At 30.4% G+C, this 15,585-nt stretch carries 18 protein-coding genes; 10 read left to right on the top strand and 8 right to left on the bottom strand.

The window, feature by feature from the left end:
• Positions 1-46: 46 nt before the first annotated feature.
• Positions 47-868, top strand: coding sequence for a glycosyltransferase (locus D1817_13160; protein ID AXT21285.1), 822 nt, complete (start codon positions 47-49; stop codon positions 866-868).
• Here D1817_13160 and D1817_13155 read toward each other — a convergent pair whose 3' ends face one another.
• Positions 869-1,927: a lipopolysaccharide heptosyltransferase family protein gene (locus D1817_13155; protein ID AXT20792.1), complete on the bottom strand. Its 1,059-nt coding sequence runs from the start codon at positions 1,925-1,927 to the stop codon at positions 869-871.
• Positions 1,928-1,933: 6 nt separating this feature from the next.
• Positions 1,934-2,749 carry a 2,3,4,5-tetrahydropyridine-2,6-dicarboxylate N-succinyltransferase gene (locus D1817_13150; GenBank protein ID AXT20791.1) on the bottom strand — a complete coding sequence of 272 codons (816 nt, stop codon included), beginning with the start codon at positions 2,747-2,749 and terminating at the stop codon, positions 1,934-1,936.
• A 173-nt stretch (positions 2,750-2,922) separates the two neighbouring features.
• On the opposite strand from D1817_13150, the gene ruvX reads away from it, so the two are divergent.
• From ruvX to D1817_13120, 6 genes are all read left to right on the top strand, one after another.
• On the top strand, positions 2,923-3,333 hold the full coding sequence (gene ruvX, locus D1817_13145) for a Holliday junction resolvase RuvX (GenBank protein ID AXT20790.1): 411 nt from the start codon (positions 2,923-2,925) through the stop codon (positions 3,331-3,333).
• Between the two features lie 66 nt (positions 3,334-3,399).
• Positions 3,400-3,990 (top strand): peptide deformylase, encoded by a 591-nt coding sequence (locus D1817_13140; protein AXT20789.1) that lies wholly within the window; start codon positions 3,400-3,402, stop codon positions 3,988-3,990.
• Between the two features lie 59 nt (positions 3,991-4,049).
• On the top strand, positions 4,050-4,478 hold the full coding sequence (locus tag D1817_13135) for a hypothetical protein (protein AXT20788.1): 429 nt from the start codon (positions 4,050-4,052) through the stop codon (positions 4,476-4,478).
• Between the two features lie 313 nt (positions 4,479-4,791).
• On the top strand, positions 4,792-6,111 hold the full coding sequence (locus D1817_13130) for an MATE family efflux transporter (protein AXT21284.1): 1,320 nt from the start codon (positions 4,792-4,794) through the stop codon (positions 6,109-6,111).
• A gap of 7 nt (positions 6,112-6,118) precedes the next feature.
• Positions 6,119-6,346, top strand: a complete 228-nt coding sequence (locus tag D1817_13125) for a hypothetical protein (GenBank protein ID AXT20787.1) — start codon at positions 6,119-6,121, stop codon at positions 6,344-6,346.
• 1 nt (position 6,347) lies between these two features.
• On the top strand, positions 6,348-6,926 hold the full coding sequence (locus D1817_13120; protein AXT20786.1) for a phosphatase PAP2 family protein: 579 nt from the start codon (positions 6,348-6,350) through the stop codon (positions 6,924-6,926).
• Here the strand turns inward: D1817_13120 and D1817_13115 are convergent.
• Genes D1817_13115 through D1817_13100 form a run of 4 tightly spaced genes read right to left on the bottom strand, consistent with a single transcriptional unit; the run spans position 6,894 to position 9,865 of the window.
• Positions 6,894-7,517 (bottom strand): lauroyl acyltransferase, encoded by a 624-nt coding sequence (locus tag D1817_13115; protein ID AXT20785.1) that lies wholly within the window; start codon positions 7,515-7,517, stop codon positions 6,894-6,896. The genes D1817_13120 and D1817_13115 overlap by 33 nt on opposite strands.
• On the bottom strand, positions 7,517-8,230 hold the full coding sequence (locus D1817_13110; GenBank protein AXT20784.1) for a glycosyltransferase: 714 nt from the start codon (positions 8,228-8,230) through the stop codon (positions 7,517-7,519). The genes D1817_13115 and D1817_13110 overlap by 1 nt, the downstream gene beginning before the upstream one ends.
• On the bottom strand, positions 8,231-9,310 hold the full coding sequence (gene meaB / locus D1817_13105) for a methylmalonyl Co-A mutase-associated GTPase MeaB (protein AXT20783.1): 1,080 nt from the start codon (positions 9,308-9,310) through the stop codon (positions 8,231-8,233).
• Positions 9,311-9,865: a DUF2911 domain-containing protein gene (locus tag D1817_13100; GenBank protein ID AXT20782.1), complete on the bottom strand. Its 555-nt coding sequence runs from the start codon at positions 9,863-9,865 to the stop codon at positions 9,311-9,313.
• 200 nt (positions 9,866-10,065) lie between these two features.
• On the opposite strand from D1817_13100, the gene D1817_13095 reads away from it, so the two are divergent.
• Genes D1817_13095 through D1817_13085 form a run of 3 tightly spaced genes read left to right on the top strand, consistent with a single transcriptional unit; the run spans position 10,066 to position 12,775 of the window.
• Positions 10,066-10,623, top strand: a complete 558-nt coding sequence (locus D1817_13095; GenBank protein ID AXT20781.1) for an RNA polymerase sigma factor — start codon at positions 10,066-10,068, stop codon at positions 10,621-10,623.
• Positions 10,607-11,176 carry a hypothetical protein gene (locus D1817_13090; GenBank protein AXT20780.1) on the top strand — a complete coding sequence of 190 codons (570 nt, stop codon included), beginning with the start codon at positions 10,607-10,609 and terminating at the stop codon, positions 11,174-11,176. The genes D1817_13095 and D1817_13090 overlap by 17 nt, the downstream gene beginning before the upstream one ends.
• Positions 11,177-12,775 carry a hypothetical protein gene (locus D1817_13085; GenBank protein AXT20779.1) on the top strand — a complete coding sequence of 533 codons (1,599 nt, stop codon included), beginning with the start codon at positions 11,177-11,179 and terminating at the stop codon, positions 12,773-12,775. It abuts the gene before it with no gap.
• Positions 12,776-12,893: 118 nt separating this feature from the next.
• Here the strand turns inward: D1817_13085 and D1817_13080 are convergent, their stop codons facing one another.
• On the bottom strand, positions 12,894-13,799 hold the full coding sequence (locus tag D1817_13080; protein ID AXT20778.1) for a hypothetical protein: 906 nt from the start codon (positions 13,797-13,799) through the stop codon (positions 12,894-12,896).
• A gap of 64 nt (positions 13,800-13,863) precedes the next feature.
• Positions 13,864-15,510, bottom strand: a complete 1,647-nt coding sequence (locus tag D1817_13075; protein AXT20777.1) for a class C beta-lactamase-related serine hydrolase — start codon at positions 15,508-15,510, stop codon at positions 13,864-13,866.
• Positions 15,511-15,585 lie beyond the last annotated feature (75 nt).

Here is a 15,585-nt window from a genome sequence, read left to right as displayed (position 1 = left end):
TTAATTTGCTGATTTAGAGTTGACAAAAATAACTATTTTTGAGCCAATGAACGCACTAAATATATCAGTAATTGTTAGTACTTATAATCATCCATTATGGTTGCAAAAAGTATTATGGAGTTATGAAAATCAAAGCTATAGAGATTTTGAAGTTGTTATTGCCGATGATGGCTCTGATGATGTTACGAAAACTCTTATTGAGAAAATGAAAAATATAGTGAGTTATCCAATACAACATGTATGGCATAAGGATAATGGCTTTCAAAAAACAATTATTTTAAATAAAGCAATAACGGCAAGTAAGGGGAAATATCTTGTGTTTACAGATGGAGATTGTATTGCACGAAATGATTTTTTAGAAGTACACAATACAAATAAAGAAAAAGGTCGTTTTTTGTCTGGAGGTTATTTTAAATTGTCAATGAACATTAGTAAACTTATCTCTGAAGAAGAGATTAAATCTCAACAATGTTTTGATATAAGATGGTTAAAGAAAAATGGATTAAAATCATCTTTTAAAAATAATAAGATTACCACAAGTGGATTAAAAGAAAAATTGCTTAATAAATTTACACCAACCAAAGCAACTTGGAATGGGCATAATTCTTCTGGTTGGAAAAAGGATATTTTAAATGTCAATGGTTTTGATGAACGTATGCAATATGGTGGAGAAGACAGAGAGATAGGAGAGCGTCTGTTTAATAATAAAATTAAAGCTAAACAAATACGCTATAGTGCAATATGCTTACATTTAGATCATAAAAGAGGGTATGTAAAGAAAGAAATGATTCAGAAGAATTTAGAGATAAGAGCTGTAACTAAAAGAGAAAAAGTGATTAGAACTCCTTTTGGAATTATAAAAGAATAACTAAAACTGTTGTAAATATTGTTTTAATTTTGGGGTGATAGTTTCTGGCAAAAATTGTTGATAAAGATTAAAAGTGTTTTCTTTAAGTTCTTTCAATGATCTACCTTTAAACAATTCTGAGTTATAATCTTTTAGATGAACAGCAACATGAATCTTGTCATCTTCAAGGGTGTTCCAAGCTTCTTTTATAATCCAAGGTGAAAATATTGTAAAAGTTGGAATATTAATTGCTTTTGCCATATTAATAGCGCCTCCTTCATTACCTATTACAGCACTACAATGTTTTGTAATCGCTAAAAAATCACGCAGGTTTTTACCAAAAACATTAAAATAAATGTGTTTTTTAGTGCTGTCTTTGCAAAAATCATAAACTGTTTTAGCTTCCTTTTCTTGTTTAGGAATATAGTTAAACAAGATTTGTCCTTGAGTTTTTCCAACTATACTATCTATCAGTTTTGCCATATATTCAGAAGGATATGTTTTATTGAGATGACTTCCTAAAACACTTATCATGAACAAAGGTTGAGATAAATTGATACTTGATTGAACTAAAAATTGTTTTGCCGCTGCAATTTCTCGTGGAGTTAAGTATATTTTTGGAGAAATTGATTTAGGAATAGTATTGCAAATAGGTTTTAATAATTGTAACCTATTTGCAATAGCTAAACCTTTATTTGTATTACAAATTCTCTGTTCTTCAAATGTATTAGTATATATAAATGAAGTATACCATTTTTGTTTAGAAATTTTTGTTTTGGCTCCAGAAAAGAGAGTGATCAAGTTACTTGACATTTTAGAATAAACATCAATAACTGTATCATACTTTTCATTTTTTAGAAGATTTAAAAACTTCCAAAATTTTAATTTACTCTTTTCAATTTCTGGAGTAACAACAATTAATTTATCAATAAAAGGATTGTTTTCTAAAACAGGAATTGTATGTAAGTTAACTACATAATGTAATTCAGCATTAGGAAGTTCTGTTTTTAGTACTTCAAACAGTATACTGCTTGCAAGTACATCACCAATCATTTTTTGTTGAATAATTAATATTTTCAAAATAGTTTATACAGCAACGTCGTATTCTCTTAACGCATCATTAAGAGATGTTTTTTTGTTGGTACTTTCTTTACGTTTTCCAATAATTAAAGCACAAGGTACATTATATTTTCCAGCTGAAAACTCTTTTGTATAACTTCCAGGTATTACTACAGAGCGTGCAGGAACTATCCCTTTCATTTCTACTGGAGTATCACCAGTTACATCAATTATTTTTGTGCTCATTGTCAATACAACATTGGCACCCAAAACAGCTTCTTTTTCAACTTTTACGCCTTCAACAACAATACAACGACTACCAATAAAAGCACCATCTTCTATAATTACTGGAGCAGCTTGTAAAGGTTCTAAAACGCCACCTATACCAACACCGCCAGATAAGTGTACATTTTTACCAATTTGTGCACAGCTACCAACAGTAGCCCAAGTATCGACCATAGTACCTTCATCAACATAAGCACCAATATTTACATAACTTGGCATTAAAATAGTACCTTCTGAGATATAAGCGCCATGTCTAGCAACGGCATTAGGCACCACACGAATTCCTTTTTCAGCATAACCTCTTTTTAAAGGAATTTTATCGTGATATTCAAAAATACCAGCTTCTAAAGTTTCCATTTTTTGAATAGGGAAATATAAAACAACTGCTTTTTTTACCCATTCATTAACTTGCCAACCATTTGCAGTAGGTTCAGCTACTCTTAGATCTCCAGTGTCTAATAAAGAGATTACTTTACGTATACTGTCTATAACTTCAGTTTCTGATAAAAGTGCTCTATTCTCCCAAGCATTTTCTATAATTTGTTGTAAATCTTTCATTAAAAGTAAATTTTTTGCGCAAAGATAAGTGCTCTATTTTAAATACTTAATTTCATTATACTATTTTTGTGAAATATCTATAATTATTTAATTAACGCCAATGAGTATAATTAAAATGGATATCATGTCTCACCGATATATTAAAATGAATTTAAAAAAATGAAAAAATATTAATGGCGCGAATTTTAGCAATAGATTATGGATTAAAACGAACAGGAATAGCAGTAACAGATGAGCTGCAAATTATCGCTTCGGGATTAACAACTGTTGCTACTAAAGAATTGTTAACCTTCTTAAACGATTATATAAGTAAGGAAAATGTTGAATTGTTTTTAGTAGGAGAACCAAAGCAAATGAATAATGAAGTTTCAGAAAGTGAAACATTAATTCAACCATTTCTAAAAAAATTATCTAAATCATTTCCAGCTATCCCCATTAAACGTGTAGATGAACGTTTTACTTCTAAAATGGCATTTCAGACTATGATAGATAGTGGACTTAAAAAAAAACAACGACAAAATAAATCTTTAGTTGATGAAATTAGTGCTGTAATAATACTTCAAAGTTATCTATATAATAAATAGTTTTTCACAGTTTCTTTGCAACTAAACATTTAAAGTATTGTATTTTTGTACTCTTAAAATTTAGAAATGATTTTACCAATTACAGCTTACGGTAGCCCAGTACTAAAAAAGGTTGGGAAAAATATAACATCGGATTATCCTAATTTGAATGAATTAATTTCAAATATGTATGAGACCATGTACAATGCTTATGGAGTAGGGTTAGCTGCACCGCAAATTGGATTACCAATTCGTGTTTTTTTGGTTGATGCAGCGCCTTTTGCAGATGATGATACACTTAGTCCTGAAGAGCAAGCTAAACTAAAAGAGTTTAAACAAACATTTATTAACGCTAAAATATTAGAAGAGAGTGGTGAAGAATGGGTGTTTAATGAAGGATGTTTGAGTATCCCTAATGTTCGTGAAGATGTATTTAGGAAACCAAATATCAAAATTGAATATCAAGACGAAAATTTTAAAACTCATATTAAAGAATTTGATGGCTTATTAGCTAGAGTCATTCAACACGAATATGATCATATTGAAGGTATTTTATTTACAGATAAACTATCTAATTTTAAAAAACGTCTAATAAAAGGGAAGCTTTTAAACATATCTAAAGGGAAAATTAATATAGATTATAAAATGAAATTCCCTGATGTAAAAAAGAAACGATAATATTTTGAGAATAATCTCAAAGCAATGATATTTGCCGTTTTAAAATAATTAGTAATACAATGGGCTTAGATACTATTATAGCAATTTCAGAAAAACCAGGATTATATAAATTAGTGACACAAACTAGGGGAGGCTTTATTGCTGAAGGGTTAGAAGATAAGAAACGAATCTCTGTAAGTTTAAGAAGTAATGTAAGCGTGTTAAGTGAGATTGCAATTTATACACTTACAGAAGAAGTGCCAATTAGAGATGTATTTGATAAAATCAGAACTAAAGAAAATGGAGCAGAAACAACTATAAATCATAAAAGTAGTAAAGATGTTTTAGAAGAATACTTTTTTGAGGTATTACCAGATTATGATGAAGACAAAGTATATCCAAGTGATATTAAAAAAGTGATTCGTTGGTATAATCTTTTGCAAAAAAACGATTTACTTAATTTGTTGGATGAAGATGTAGAAAATGAAAATAATGATGAGGAAGAATAGAGCAGATATGCTATTATAAAATAAAAAAAGACGATTCATCTACGAATCGTCTTTTTTATGCGACATTTTTTTGAAAAATAATTTTAAAAATCCCTCTAAAAAACTAAAATTATCGAAAAATGTTAATTCATAGTAAAAATAAAGCTTAAATGGTTTGTTATGAAGTATTTAAAATTGATTTATTAACAATTTTCATCTCTGATTAATAATCTCAACTTCATAAGTTACCTTTGCCGCTATTATATTTAAAAATTACGTGTTAGTTAACTATACAAAAGAATTTAAATACAATTTAAAATTAGCTACTCCGGTAATGTTAGGAATGTTAGGACACACTTTTGTGAGTTTTGTTGATAACGTTATGGTAGGGCAATTGGGATCAGCAGAGTTGGCTGCGGTATCATTAGGGAATAGTTTTGTGTTTATTGCTATGTCTTTAGGTATTGGTTTTTCTACAGCAATAACTCCTTTAATAGCAGAGGCAGATTCAGAAACTAATTTTATAAAAGGGAAATCTTCTTTTAAGCATGGTTTGTTTTTATGCTCAGTGTTGAGTTTAATTTTGTTTGGACTAATACTTCTTGCTAAACCACTAATGTATTTAATGAAACAACCAGAAGAAGTGGTTGTACTCGCAATTCCATATTTAGATTTAGTAGCATTTTCATTAGTACCTCTAATTATATTTCAAGCGTTTAAGCAGTTTAGCGATGGCTTGTCTATGACAAAGTATCCTATGTATGCTACTATTTTAGCAAATGTGATAAATGTAGTATTAAATTATCTCTTGATTTTTGGAAAATTTGGTTTTCCAGAAATGGGGATCGTTGGAGCTGCCGTCGGAACTTTAGTATCTCGTTTTATAATGCTCTTCTTTTTATGGTGGTTGTTAAAAAATAAAGAGAAGTCAAAAGTATATGTAACACATATAAAATTATTTGTATTAGATAATAAAATGATTAAAAAAATAATCAATTTAGGACTCCCTAGCGCTATGCAAATGTTTTTTGAAGTTGCGATTTTCACAGTAGCAGTATGGCTTAGCGGGACATTAGGTAAAAATCCACAAGCAGCAAATCAAATTGCACTTAATTTATCGTCAATGACGTTTATGGTTGCTATGGGATTAAGTGTGGCTGCAATGATAAGAGTAGGAAACCAAAAAGGCTTGCAACAATTTAAAGAATTACGCCGTATAGCGATTTCAATATTTTTATTAGGACTAGGATTAGCTTTTGTTTTTGCTATTGTGTTTTTAGTATTTCATAAAGATCTTCCTAAATTGTATGTAGATTTAAATGATGCTGAAAACTTTTTAGATACTTCTGAAGTTATTGTAATTGCAGCCAAATTGTTGCTTGCTGCAGCAATATTTCAGTTAAGTGATAGTATTCAGGTCACGGTTTTAGGAGCTTTAAGAGGATTGCAAGATGTTAAAATACCAACATTAATTACATTTATAGCATACTGGTTAATTGGTTTTCCTGTGAGTTATTTTTTAGGAAAAGAAGAAGCTTATGGCAGTTTTGGTATTTGGCTAGGATTATTAATGGGATTAACATCTGCGGCAATTTTGTTGTATATTCGATTTAATTATTTGACAAAAAAATTAATTTTGCTAAATAAAAAATAAGCGTATTATGGAGCTTCCAAAATTTATACTCGGTGACAATACAGATTTCCCAAATGCTATTTTTGTGGTTCATACAAATTTCCCTAGATTTATTATTAATCTAGAGAATGATGAAGTAGAGTGGTTAGAAGATTTTGATCAACATGATGAAAAAGAATTATTTAATGAAACCGAACAACTCATAGCAGACGCAACAGCATTTTACGATAGAGAAGTTTCACGATACGACGATTAATATGTTAGATCAACTTTTAGAATACGATAAAGAACTATTTTTATTTTTAAATAATTTAGGAAGTGAAACTTGGGACAACCTTTGGTTAATCATTACCAATAAACTAACATTCATACCACTTTATGCAGCATTACTTTTTTTGGTTTATAAAAAGTTTGGCTTAAAAACGTTGTTGCTTTTAGTTATTGTTATTGCAGCGTTAATAGCATTTACAGATCAAATCACCAATTTATTTAAATATGTTTTAGTAAAACGCCCAAGGCCGTGTAGGGAAGAAGAATTACAAAGTATAATGAGATTTGTTGCAGAAAGATGTGGTAGATATGGTTTCTTTTCAGGCCATGCAGCTAACTCTATGGCTGCAGCTGTTTTTGGAGGATTGTTGCTAAAGCCCTATTATAAAAAACTAATATTTGTTTTAATTATATGGAGTGTAATTGTTGCTTATAGTCGCATTTATGTTGGAGTACATTACCCTCTGGATATTATCTGCGGAATGGCTTTTGGAGCCATGGCTGGTTTAGGTTTTTATAAACTACAAATCTATTTAAGAAAACGATTTCTCCCTCAAGAGAATTAAGTTTCGTGCGTATATAAAACTACCAAAAGCACTCGCTGCAATAAGTACAATGTCTTTTCTAATAATACCATAGATTAGAATTAATATAGCACCTATTAAACTTAATAACCAGAAACCATAAGGTAAGGTAGATTTTTTGTATTTCTCAGAATACATCCACTGGTAAACAAATCGAAATGTAAATACTATTTGAGAAACAATCCCCAAGAGTAATAGCCATATTGGGAGCGTTTCATTAAAAAATAAATATTCCACCTTACTTATATCATTGAGGTAATAAATAATAGCAACAGCAGGAATTAGAATAAGAAACCATCTAAAAGCTACTGATATTTTTTTCCATTGCTTTTGTAATTGTAAATTTCTAATGTAAATAAAGTAAGTAAGTGTTTGCCCTAGCATTATGGCGAAATCATTTCGTAATGATCCATAAACAAAAAGAAAAATAGCACCTATTAAACTCAAAATCCAGTATAGTACAGGAGTAACAACTTTCTTTTGTTTTTCAGAAATAATCCATTGTAAGATAAGTCTAGACGAAAATAATAATTGCGCCAAAAAACCTATAGAGTATACTAACCAATCTTTCATTAATTTTGTTTAGTTACATTATAATTAATGTATTTTTTTCTCATCCATAAATAGATAAAACAATCACTTAAAGGTCCTAAAAAACGATTCAAGATACCAAATTTAGTTTTCCCTGCAATTCTTGGAAAATGTTGTACAGGAATTTGGGTGACCTTTCCTTTTTGTAATAAAACCATTGCTGGTAAAAACCGATGTAATCCTTTAAACATAGGAATGCATTTAGCAACATCTGTTTTAATTATTTTTAAAGGACATCCAGTGTCATCCATTCCATCACGAGTAAAAACTCTACGTGTTTTGTTTGCTATTTTTGAAGAGATATTTTTAATAAGAGAATCTTTTCGATTGGTTCTTATTCCAGTAACTAAATCGTATTCTTCAATATGTTTTAGTAATAGATTAAAATCTTGAGGTGTAGTTTGTAGATCAGCATCTATATAACCTACTAATTCAGTTTTTGTATGATCAAAACCAGCTTTCATTGCAGCGCTTAATCCACTATTATTTTCGAAAGAAATAAAATTGAATGACGTATTTCTAGTACAGATGTCTTCAATATACTCTTGACTGCTGTCTATAGAACCATCATTTATAAATAAAACACAAGTAGGATATAATGCAATTTTTATATAATCGAGTAGTTCTTTTTCAACACGATATAAATTATCTTCTTCATTATAAACAGGAACAATGATTGTTAATTTATAATTCATCTATAAATTTAATAGTACGTCTGCCGCAGCAAAAGGTGTAGTTTGATGGTTTTCTATTAATTGTAATTGGTATTTTAGCTCTTTCTTTATAGCTTCTCGATTAAAGAAATCTGACTTTAATTTTTCTTCTATAGTTTGTAGTAACCAAAATTTATTTTGATCATTACGTTTTTGCTCAAAAAAATGATTCTCCTGTGTTAGTGAAATATACCCTAATATCATTTGCCAAACTTCATCAATACCTTCATGGTTTAAAGCACTGCAAAGCGATACTTTAGGAGTCCAAAACGATTCTTTTTCAGGATAAAGGTGAAGTGCACGGTTAAACTCTACTTTAGCCAGTTTAGCTTGCTTTAAATTATCGCCATCTGCTTTATTAATAACAATAGCGTCAGCCATTTCTATAATACCGCGTTTAATACCTTGTAGCTCATCTCCAGCACCGGCTAACTTCAATAATAAAAAGAAATCAACCATACTGTGTACTGCCGTTTCACTTTGTCCTACACCAACAGTTTCTATAATAATAGTATCAAATCCAGCAACTTCACATAAAATAATGGTTTCTCGTGTTTTTCTGGCAACACCACCTAAAGAATCTCCAGAAGCAGAAGGTCGTATAAAAGCATTTTTATCTTTTACTAGATCTTCCATTCGGGTTTTATCACCTAAAATACTTCCTCCAGTAATAGAACTACTTGGGTCTACTGCAAGAACAGCTACTTTTTTACCTAAGTTGGTAAGATGTTTTCCAAAAGATTCTATAAAAGTACTTTTTCCAACACCTGGAACACCAGTTATTCCTATTCTAATAGATTTATTTGCTTTTGGTAAGCAATTCGTAATAATAGTATTGGCTTTTTGTAGGTGCTTTAAATTTTTGCTTTCTACTAAAGTAATAGCTTGGCTTAGCGATGTGATATTACCTTTAAAAATACCTGCGGTTAATTCTTCTGCACTAGGTTGCTTTTTTCGATTACTTTTTATTTTAGAAATCGCATTTTTATCAGTAATCTCAGGTTGAGAAACACCTTCTTGTTCGTGCAAAGCACTTTTATGTGTTTTGTTGTTTTGCAAAATTTATTTTAATGGCACTGTAATTTTGGTTTGATCCCAAGCCATTGTTAAAGATAAGTTATCTGTAGAATTATCAAAAGCAATTGTAAACTGTTCTACTATATTATTTATAGATTCAACAGGAACATCAATACTTACGGCATCAAATTCAGGCTCTCTTAATGGTCGCATTGCATCATCTACACCCCAAGGATATTGCTTTGTATTAAAAATAACCTTCCATTTATCTTCATTAGGGATAGTCCACAACGTGTATTTACCAGCTGGTAAAGAGTCATTACCTACTTTAAGAGGTTTATTAGTTTCAAAAGTAGTTGCTTCATTAGCACCAGTTCGCCATACTTTATTGTAAGCTACTAAAGCTCCAAAAATATCTCGATCTCTTTTAGAAGGGCGATTGTAAAATACTTCTAAGTTTAGATCATTTAATTTAAACTCTACAGTATCTTTTGGACTTAAAGGCTTTTTGAATAAATCACCACCAGTATATGCATATATAAATATGCCAACTGCAGCTATTAATAATAAAAAGATGATTCCTTTTAAAACACGATTCATAGTTACTAATTACAAGATTAATTTTTGGATATAAAGATATTTAAAACCTTAATATTTTAATACAAAAACGTGATTTTGTTATACTTTGTTTTAATAGGAGTAAAAAAATATTTACCTTTTTTGCAACATCTTAAATTTGTTGTCGTCTTTATGTTGAGTTCTAAAGTTAGAATTCGACGAAACCTAACCAAAACCAAAACGTGAGTACACTTACAATTGATATTGTAGAACAATGCAAACGAAACAATCGTAAAGCGCAGTTGCAACTGTATAACCAATATTGTGATGGGATGTTTATTGTAGCAAAACGTTTTGTAAAGGATTCTTTTGAAGCTGAAGATATCGTACAAGAGGCCTTTATTAAAGCATTTGCAAAACTAGATCAGTATAAAGGAGAAGTCACTTTTGGGGCTTGGTTAAAACGTATCGTTATTAATAAGAGCATAGACTTAATAAAATCTAAAAAACAACAATTGTTGGAATTAGATGAGGTGCACCTCAAGGTAGTCGACTCTAATTATGAAGACGAATGGTTAGTAGATGATGCAATTACTTTAGAAGAAGTAAAAAATGCAATACATAATTTACCAGATAAGTACAAATACGTGGTGATGCTCTATTTAATTGAAGGTTACGACCATCAAGAAATTGCAGAGATTTTAAACATTACAGAAGTTGCATCACGAACACAATTATCTCGAGGTAAGACAAAATTAAGAGACGAACTTATAATATTACAAAATGGCACAAGACATTAAAAAGTTGTTCGAAAATGAAGTTAAGACAAGTAACGATAAAATGCCTAACGGGCACGAAACACGATTTCTAAAAAAATTAGATGAAGCGCTTCCTGAACAATCCATAAAACGCAAATTTTCAGTTTTAAATATTGCAGCAAGTGTGATAATATTATTAGGGTTAAGTTTTAGTGCATATCAATTTTTATCGAACACAGGTGGTGAAGTTCCAACAGAGATAAGTACAACAACTCCATCAGAAGGGCAAACAAAATCTATAGGAGAAGTATCTCCTCAATTAAAAAAAGTTGAAGATTATTATTTGGCGAGTATTAATTTAGAGTTATCTAAAATGAAAGTTACGCCAGAAACTAAAGAGCTTTTTGATGGGTATTTACAACGTTTGGAAGAGTTAAATAAAGAATATGAATTATTAGTTACAGAACTTGTTGAGTCTGGACCAAACGAACAGACTATTAATGCGTCTATCGAGAATTTAAAATTACGTTTAAACTTAATGTATCGTTTAAAAGAAAAACTAAGCGAATTAAATAATTCTAAAAACATTATATAAGTGGGTATACTTATATTAAAAATCAAAAAAATGAAACAGTATAAAATAATAATAGCTCTAGTTTGTTTAATAGGCTTTAATTTAAATGCTCAGCAAAAATTAGAGAAAACAAAACAGACCGTAAGTGCTAATAAGGATGTTACTTTAAACTTAAATACAAGTTATACTAATATTGAAATTGAGTCTTGGAGTAAAAACGAAATTCAAGTAGAAGCTTATATTGAAAGTAAAGAATTGAGTAAAGAAGATCTTCAGAAAATTTTAGAAAATTGGGATGTAGATATTGATGGCTTTGGTAGTAATGTTACAATTTCTACAAAAGGCAGCGGAATTCATACTTGGAATGATCTTGATTTAGATCTTGATTTAGATCATGTTATAGGTGATGCAATGAAAGATTTAAAGATTGTGATATCAGATTTCCCAGAAATTCCAGAAATTCCAGAAGTTCCTGGTATTCCAGAGATGCCACACATGCCAAACTTTCCAGATTTACCAGACTTACCAAAAGGAGTTCATAATTTTAATTTTGACTTTGATGAGTACAAAAAAGATGGTGACAGTTATCTTAAGAAATGGAAAAAAGAATACGAAGAAGAGTATGGTAAAGAGTATTCTGATGAGATGGAAGCTTGGGCAAAAGAGTTTGCAAAAACAGATTTTGATGCATGGTCTAAAGAAATGGAAGTATGGGGAGAGAAATTCGGTAAGAAGTTTGAAGGTAAATGGGCAAAAGATATGGAGAAATGGGGTGAGAAACTCGGAAAACGTTTTGAAAATAGCGATTGGTTAAAGAATATCGAAAAATGGGGAGACGAGTTTGAAGATAAGTATGGAAAAGACATTGAAGTTTGGGCAGAAAAGTTTGCAGAGCAATTTGAAGACGAAAATGGTGATTTCCAGAGAGAGATTAGAGAGCTTGTAGAGCGTGTAGAAGATCTTGATGAAGAGGGGAACATACACAGAAATAATAGAGTAATAAGATTAAATCGTGATGGTAAAAGCTTAAAAAATAATAAAGTGATTAAAACCATAAAAATTAAAATGCCTAAGGATACAAAACTTAAAGTAAATGTTCGTCATGGCGAACTTAAGTTTGCATCTGTGGTACATAATTTAAATGCAGATTTATCACACTCATTGTTATTAGCAGTAGGTATTGATGGAGGGGAAACCTCCATCGATGCTTCTTACTCAACTATTGAAGTTGATAACTGGAACTTAGGCGAATTAAAATTAAACTATGGAGAGAACACACATTTAAAACGTGTAAACAAGTTAAGGTTAAACTCCAACTCATCAAATATTACAGTAGGGGAGTTAACAGGTAATGCTATTATTAATGGAAGCTTTGGAGATCTAGAAATTAATAGTATTTCAAATTCTTTTAAAAATTTAAACTTGATATTAGAAAATACAGATGCTATTGTACAGCTACCTAAGAGCGCTTATAATTTAGAGTATCAAGGTAATCGTACACGTTTTTCGCATCCAGATAAAAAAGCAGGAACTAGCAGTTCTTCATTCTCTAAAGATAATTCAAGTACCGATAAAACAATTATTATCAACGCAAAGTATAGTAATGTTATCATGCAGTAAACCTCTTTAATTTCTGTAAAAATAGAAACAGGAATATATTACTATTATCTTTTTTTCCTAGAGTTTAAAATCCTAATTATAATGATATAGGATTTGTTTATTTATAGACAATACTTTTTCAATTGCGGTTTTCTTTCTTTTTTATTACATTAATAATCTCTGCACTTACCCAATAAATATCTTGATTACTTGTATAAAATAAATATTTACCATCTTTAGATACAAAAGGGCAGAGCTCATGACCTTTTGTATTTATTTTCTCTCCCATATTAATAGATTTTGTCCATGTTCCATCAGTATTCTTGAAGCTAATGTAAAGATCACCTCTCCCTAGTCCTTCTGGACGATTGGCACAAAAAATAATATAAGATTCGTTTGGATCGATAAAAACATCTGCTTCGTAATTTGAAGTGTTAATTGAATCACTTAACGCAATAGGCTTTTGAAATTCTCCGTCAACGAATTTTGAAGTATAAATATCAAAACTAGATCTATTTTTGTTTGAAGAAAAATACATGGTGCCATCGTTGGTAAAAGAAATGTAATATTCATTTCCTTTTGTGTTAATGTTTGACCCGACATTAATGGGTTCTGACCACCCATCTTCAACCCTTTCAGCATACCAGATATCATAATCTTGTTTGTTGCTTCTGCCATCTAAAGTTCTCTGAGAAATAAAATATAATCGATTCTCATCAGGAGAAAGAAAGGGATCGTTATAACCATATCGTTCATGTTTAAGAATTGTTTTTGGAGTACTCCAACTGCTTCCAACCAGTTCTGAAAATCGAATCTCTTCTTTCCCATTGACATTTACTCCATAGAAAAACTCGGTGGCATCCTTATTAAAAACAGATCCAAACTCATATACCCCCTTTTTAGAAATAAGACCTGGTGCGAATCTCTCTGAGCTTATAGTTGGCGGCTTTTGACCCAGATATTTAAGACGCTCATCTGTTTTCTGAGAATAACCTATTATGGGAATTAATAGGCACCAGAAAAGAAAATTAATTATTAAACGCATATGTTTTAAGTTTTGTCTATTCAAAGTAAAAGTAAAGCTTCTTTTTATATAATAAAGTATTACCTTATTTTTCAGTTAATACAGCTGGTAAAATATAATCAGTCACCATTTTATCAACATTTGCGTGAGCGCCTGGTTGGTTATAAGCAGAAGCAGTAATGACAATAACAAAAGGAATATCTTTAAAAATGAGAATCTTATTACCTCCATTACCAACAGAAAAAGAAACTTCGTGGTTTTTGCCATTAACTGTATATACTCTATTCCAGAAAAGGTAACCGTAATGAAAGCCTTTTATTCCTCCATAATCCTGCGATACTTGTTTGGCTAAACTTTTTTCTACCCAAGCTTTAGTGAGAATTTGTTTACCATTCCAAAGCCCTTTGTTTTTATATAATTGTCCATATTTTGCAAAATCAATAGCTCGTAGTCGTATGCCTCCACCTGTGTATACAATATTTTGAGGCGTATAAAACCATTTATAATTGGCAATACCTAATGGGGCAAATAATTTTTTATCGGCATAAGAAGCAAGTCCATTGGGAACCGATTTATGAATAATATCTCCAAGCAAATTAGTCCCTGCAGTGAAATAATTATAATCCTTACCTATTATTTTGTCTTTATGCATAGGTAAATCTAACGTGAATTTTACCCAGTTATCAGAAGATTGCATTTTATCTTCAGTCCCCGGACTTTCATAGTCATCATCATCACCCAAAAATCCAGAACTCATGGTTAAAAGTGATTTTAATGTTACAGCATCTTTTTTTGCACTATAATTTTTATAGGATTTTAAATCATAAAAGTCTTTTAACAAAGCATTTTCGTTTTTTATAAATTTTTCTTTAATGGCAATACCCATAATTGTAGAGGCAAATGATTTTCCCACAGATCTAACATCGTGTAAACTATCTCTTGTTGCATCGTTAAAATATTCCTCTATTAAAAGTTCGCCTTCTTTTATCACCACAATTCCATTAATATCATTAAATCTACCTTCTGCTATTTTTCTATTGAGAGCTTCAATCTTGTTAACATCAAAATTATCTTTAGAAATTTCCCATCCACTATTTGGCTTTATTTTTTGAACAGGAACTAAATTTTCGTCTATAACTATTTTAGGAACTTCTACAGCAACATTTCCTTTTGCCAAAAGCGAACCAACTTTTAATACATCTTCGTTTAAATAAGGTCTTACTTCGATGCTTAACGTATGGTTTCCCTCTGTAAATGCATCTTGCCCACCATTAACTTTCATAAATCGTTGCCACATATACCAACCCCAAAAATTTATTCGCTCAGGTGTTACTAATGGTATTACTTGTCTAAGCTTCTCTGTTTTTCGGGTTTTTGGTCCTGCTCCGGTACCTAAATTCTCTACATGAATTAGTTTTCCGTCTACCAAATATGAAAATTGAAAATTTCCTTTGCTTAATAATTCATCTTCTGATAAGGTTGGAGCTAATTTTTGAAGACTTTGTATAAGTGGTTTATCTAAGTTAAAAATAATGCTTAGGTAAGCATCGGTATGTAAATTGAATTGTTTTGAATAATTCTGTATTTTACCTTTAACTTTTGTAAAGTCTACTGTTGAAAAAGATAAGTTCTCAATTTCGTTTGATAGTGTATTGTTTGATTTTGATTGACTACTGTTTTTACATGATAATAATAGACAGGCAATAAGAATGAATAAATAATTAGATCTCATAATTTGTAAATTAATTTCTTGTAAAGAAAACTTTTTTTGTTATCAGATGTGCCAATTTTAGTTACTTAGATGTCC

Source organism: Flavobacteriaceae bacterium, assembly GCA_003443635.1.
In the GTDB taxonomy this organism is placed as follows: Bacteria; Bacteroidota; Bacteroidia; order Flavobacteriales; family Flavobacteriaceae; genus AU392.
Note: the sequence above shows the minus strand (reverse complement) of the source record. Positions and strands in the feature narration are given on the sequence as shown.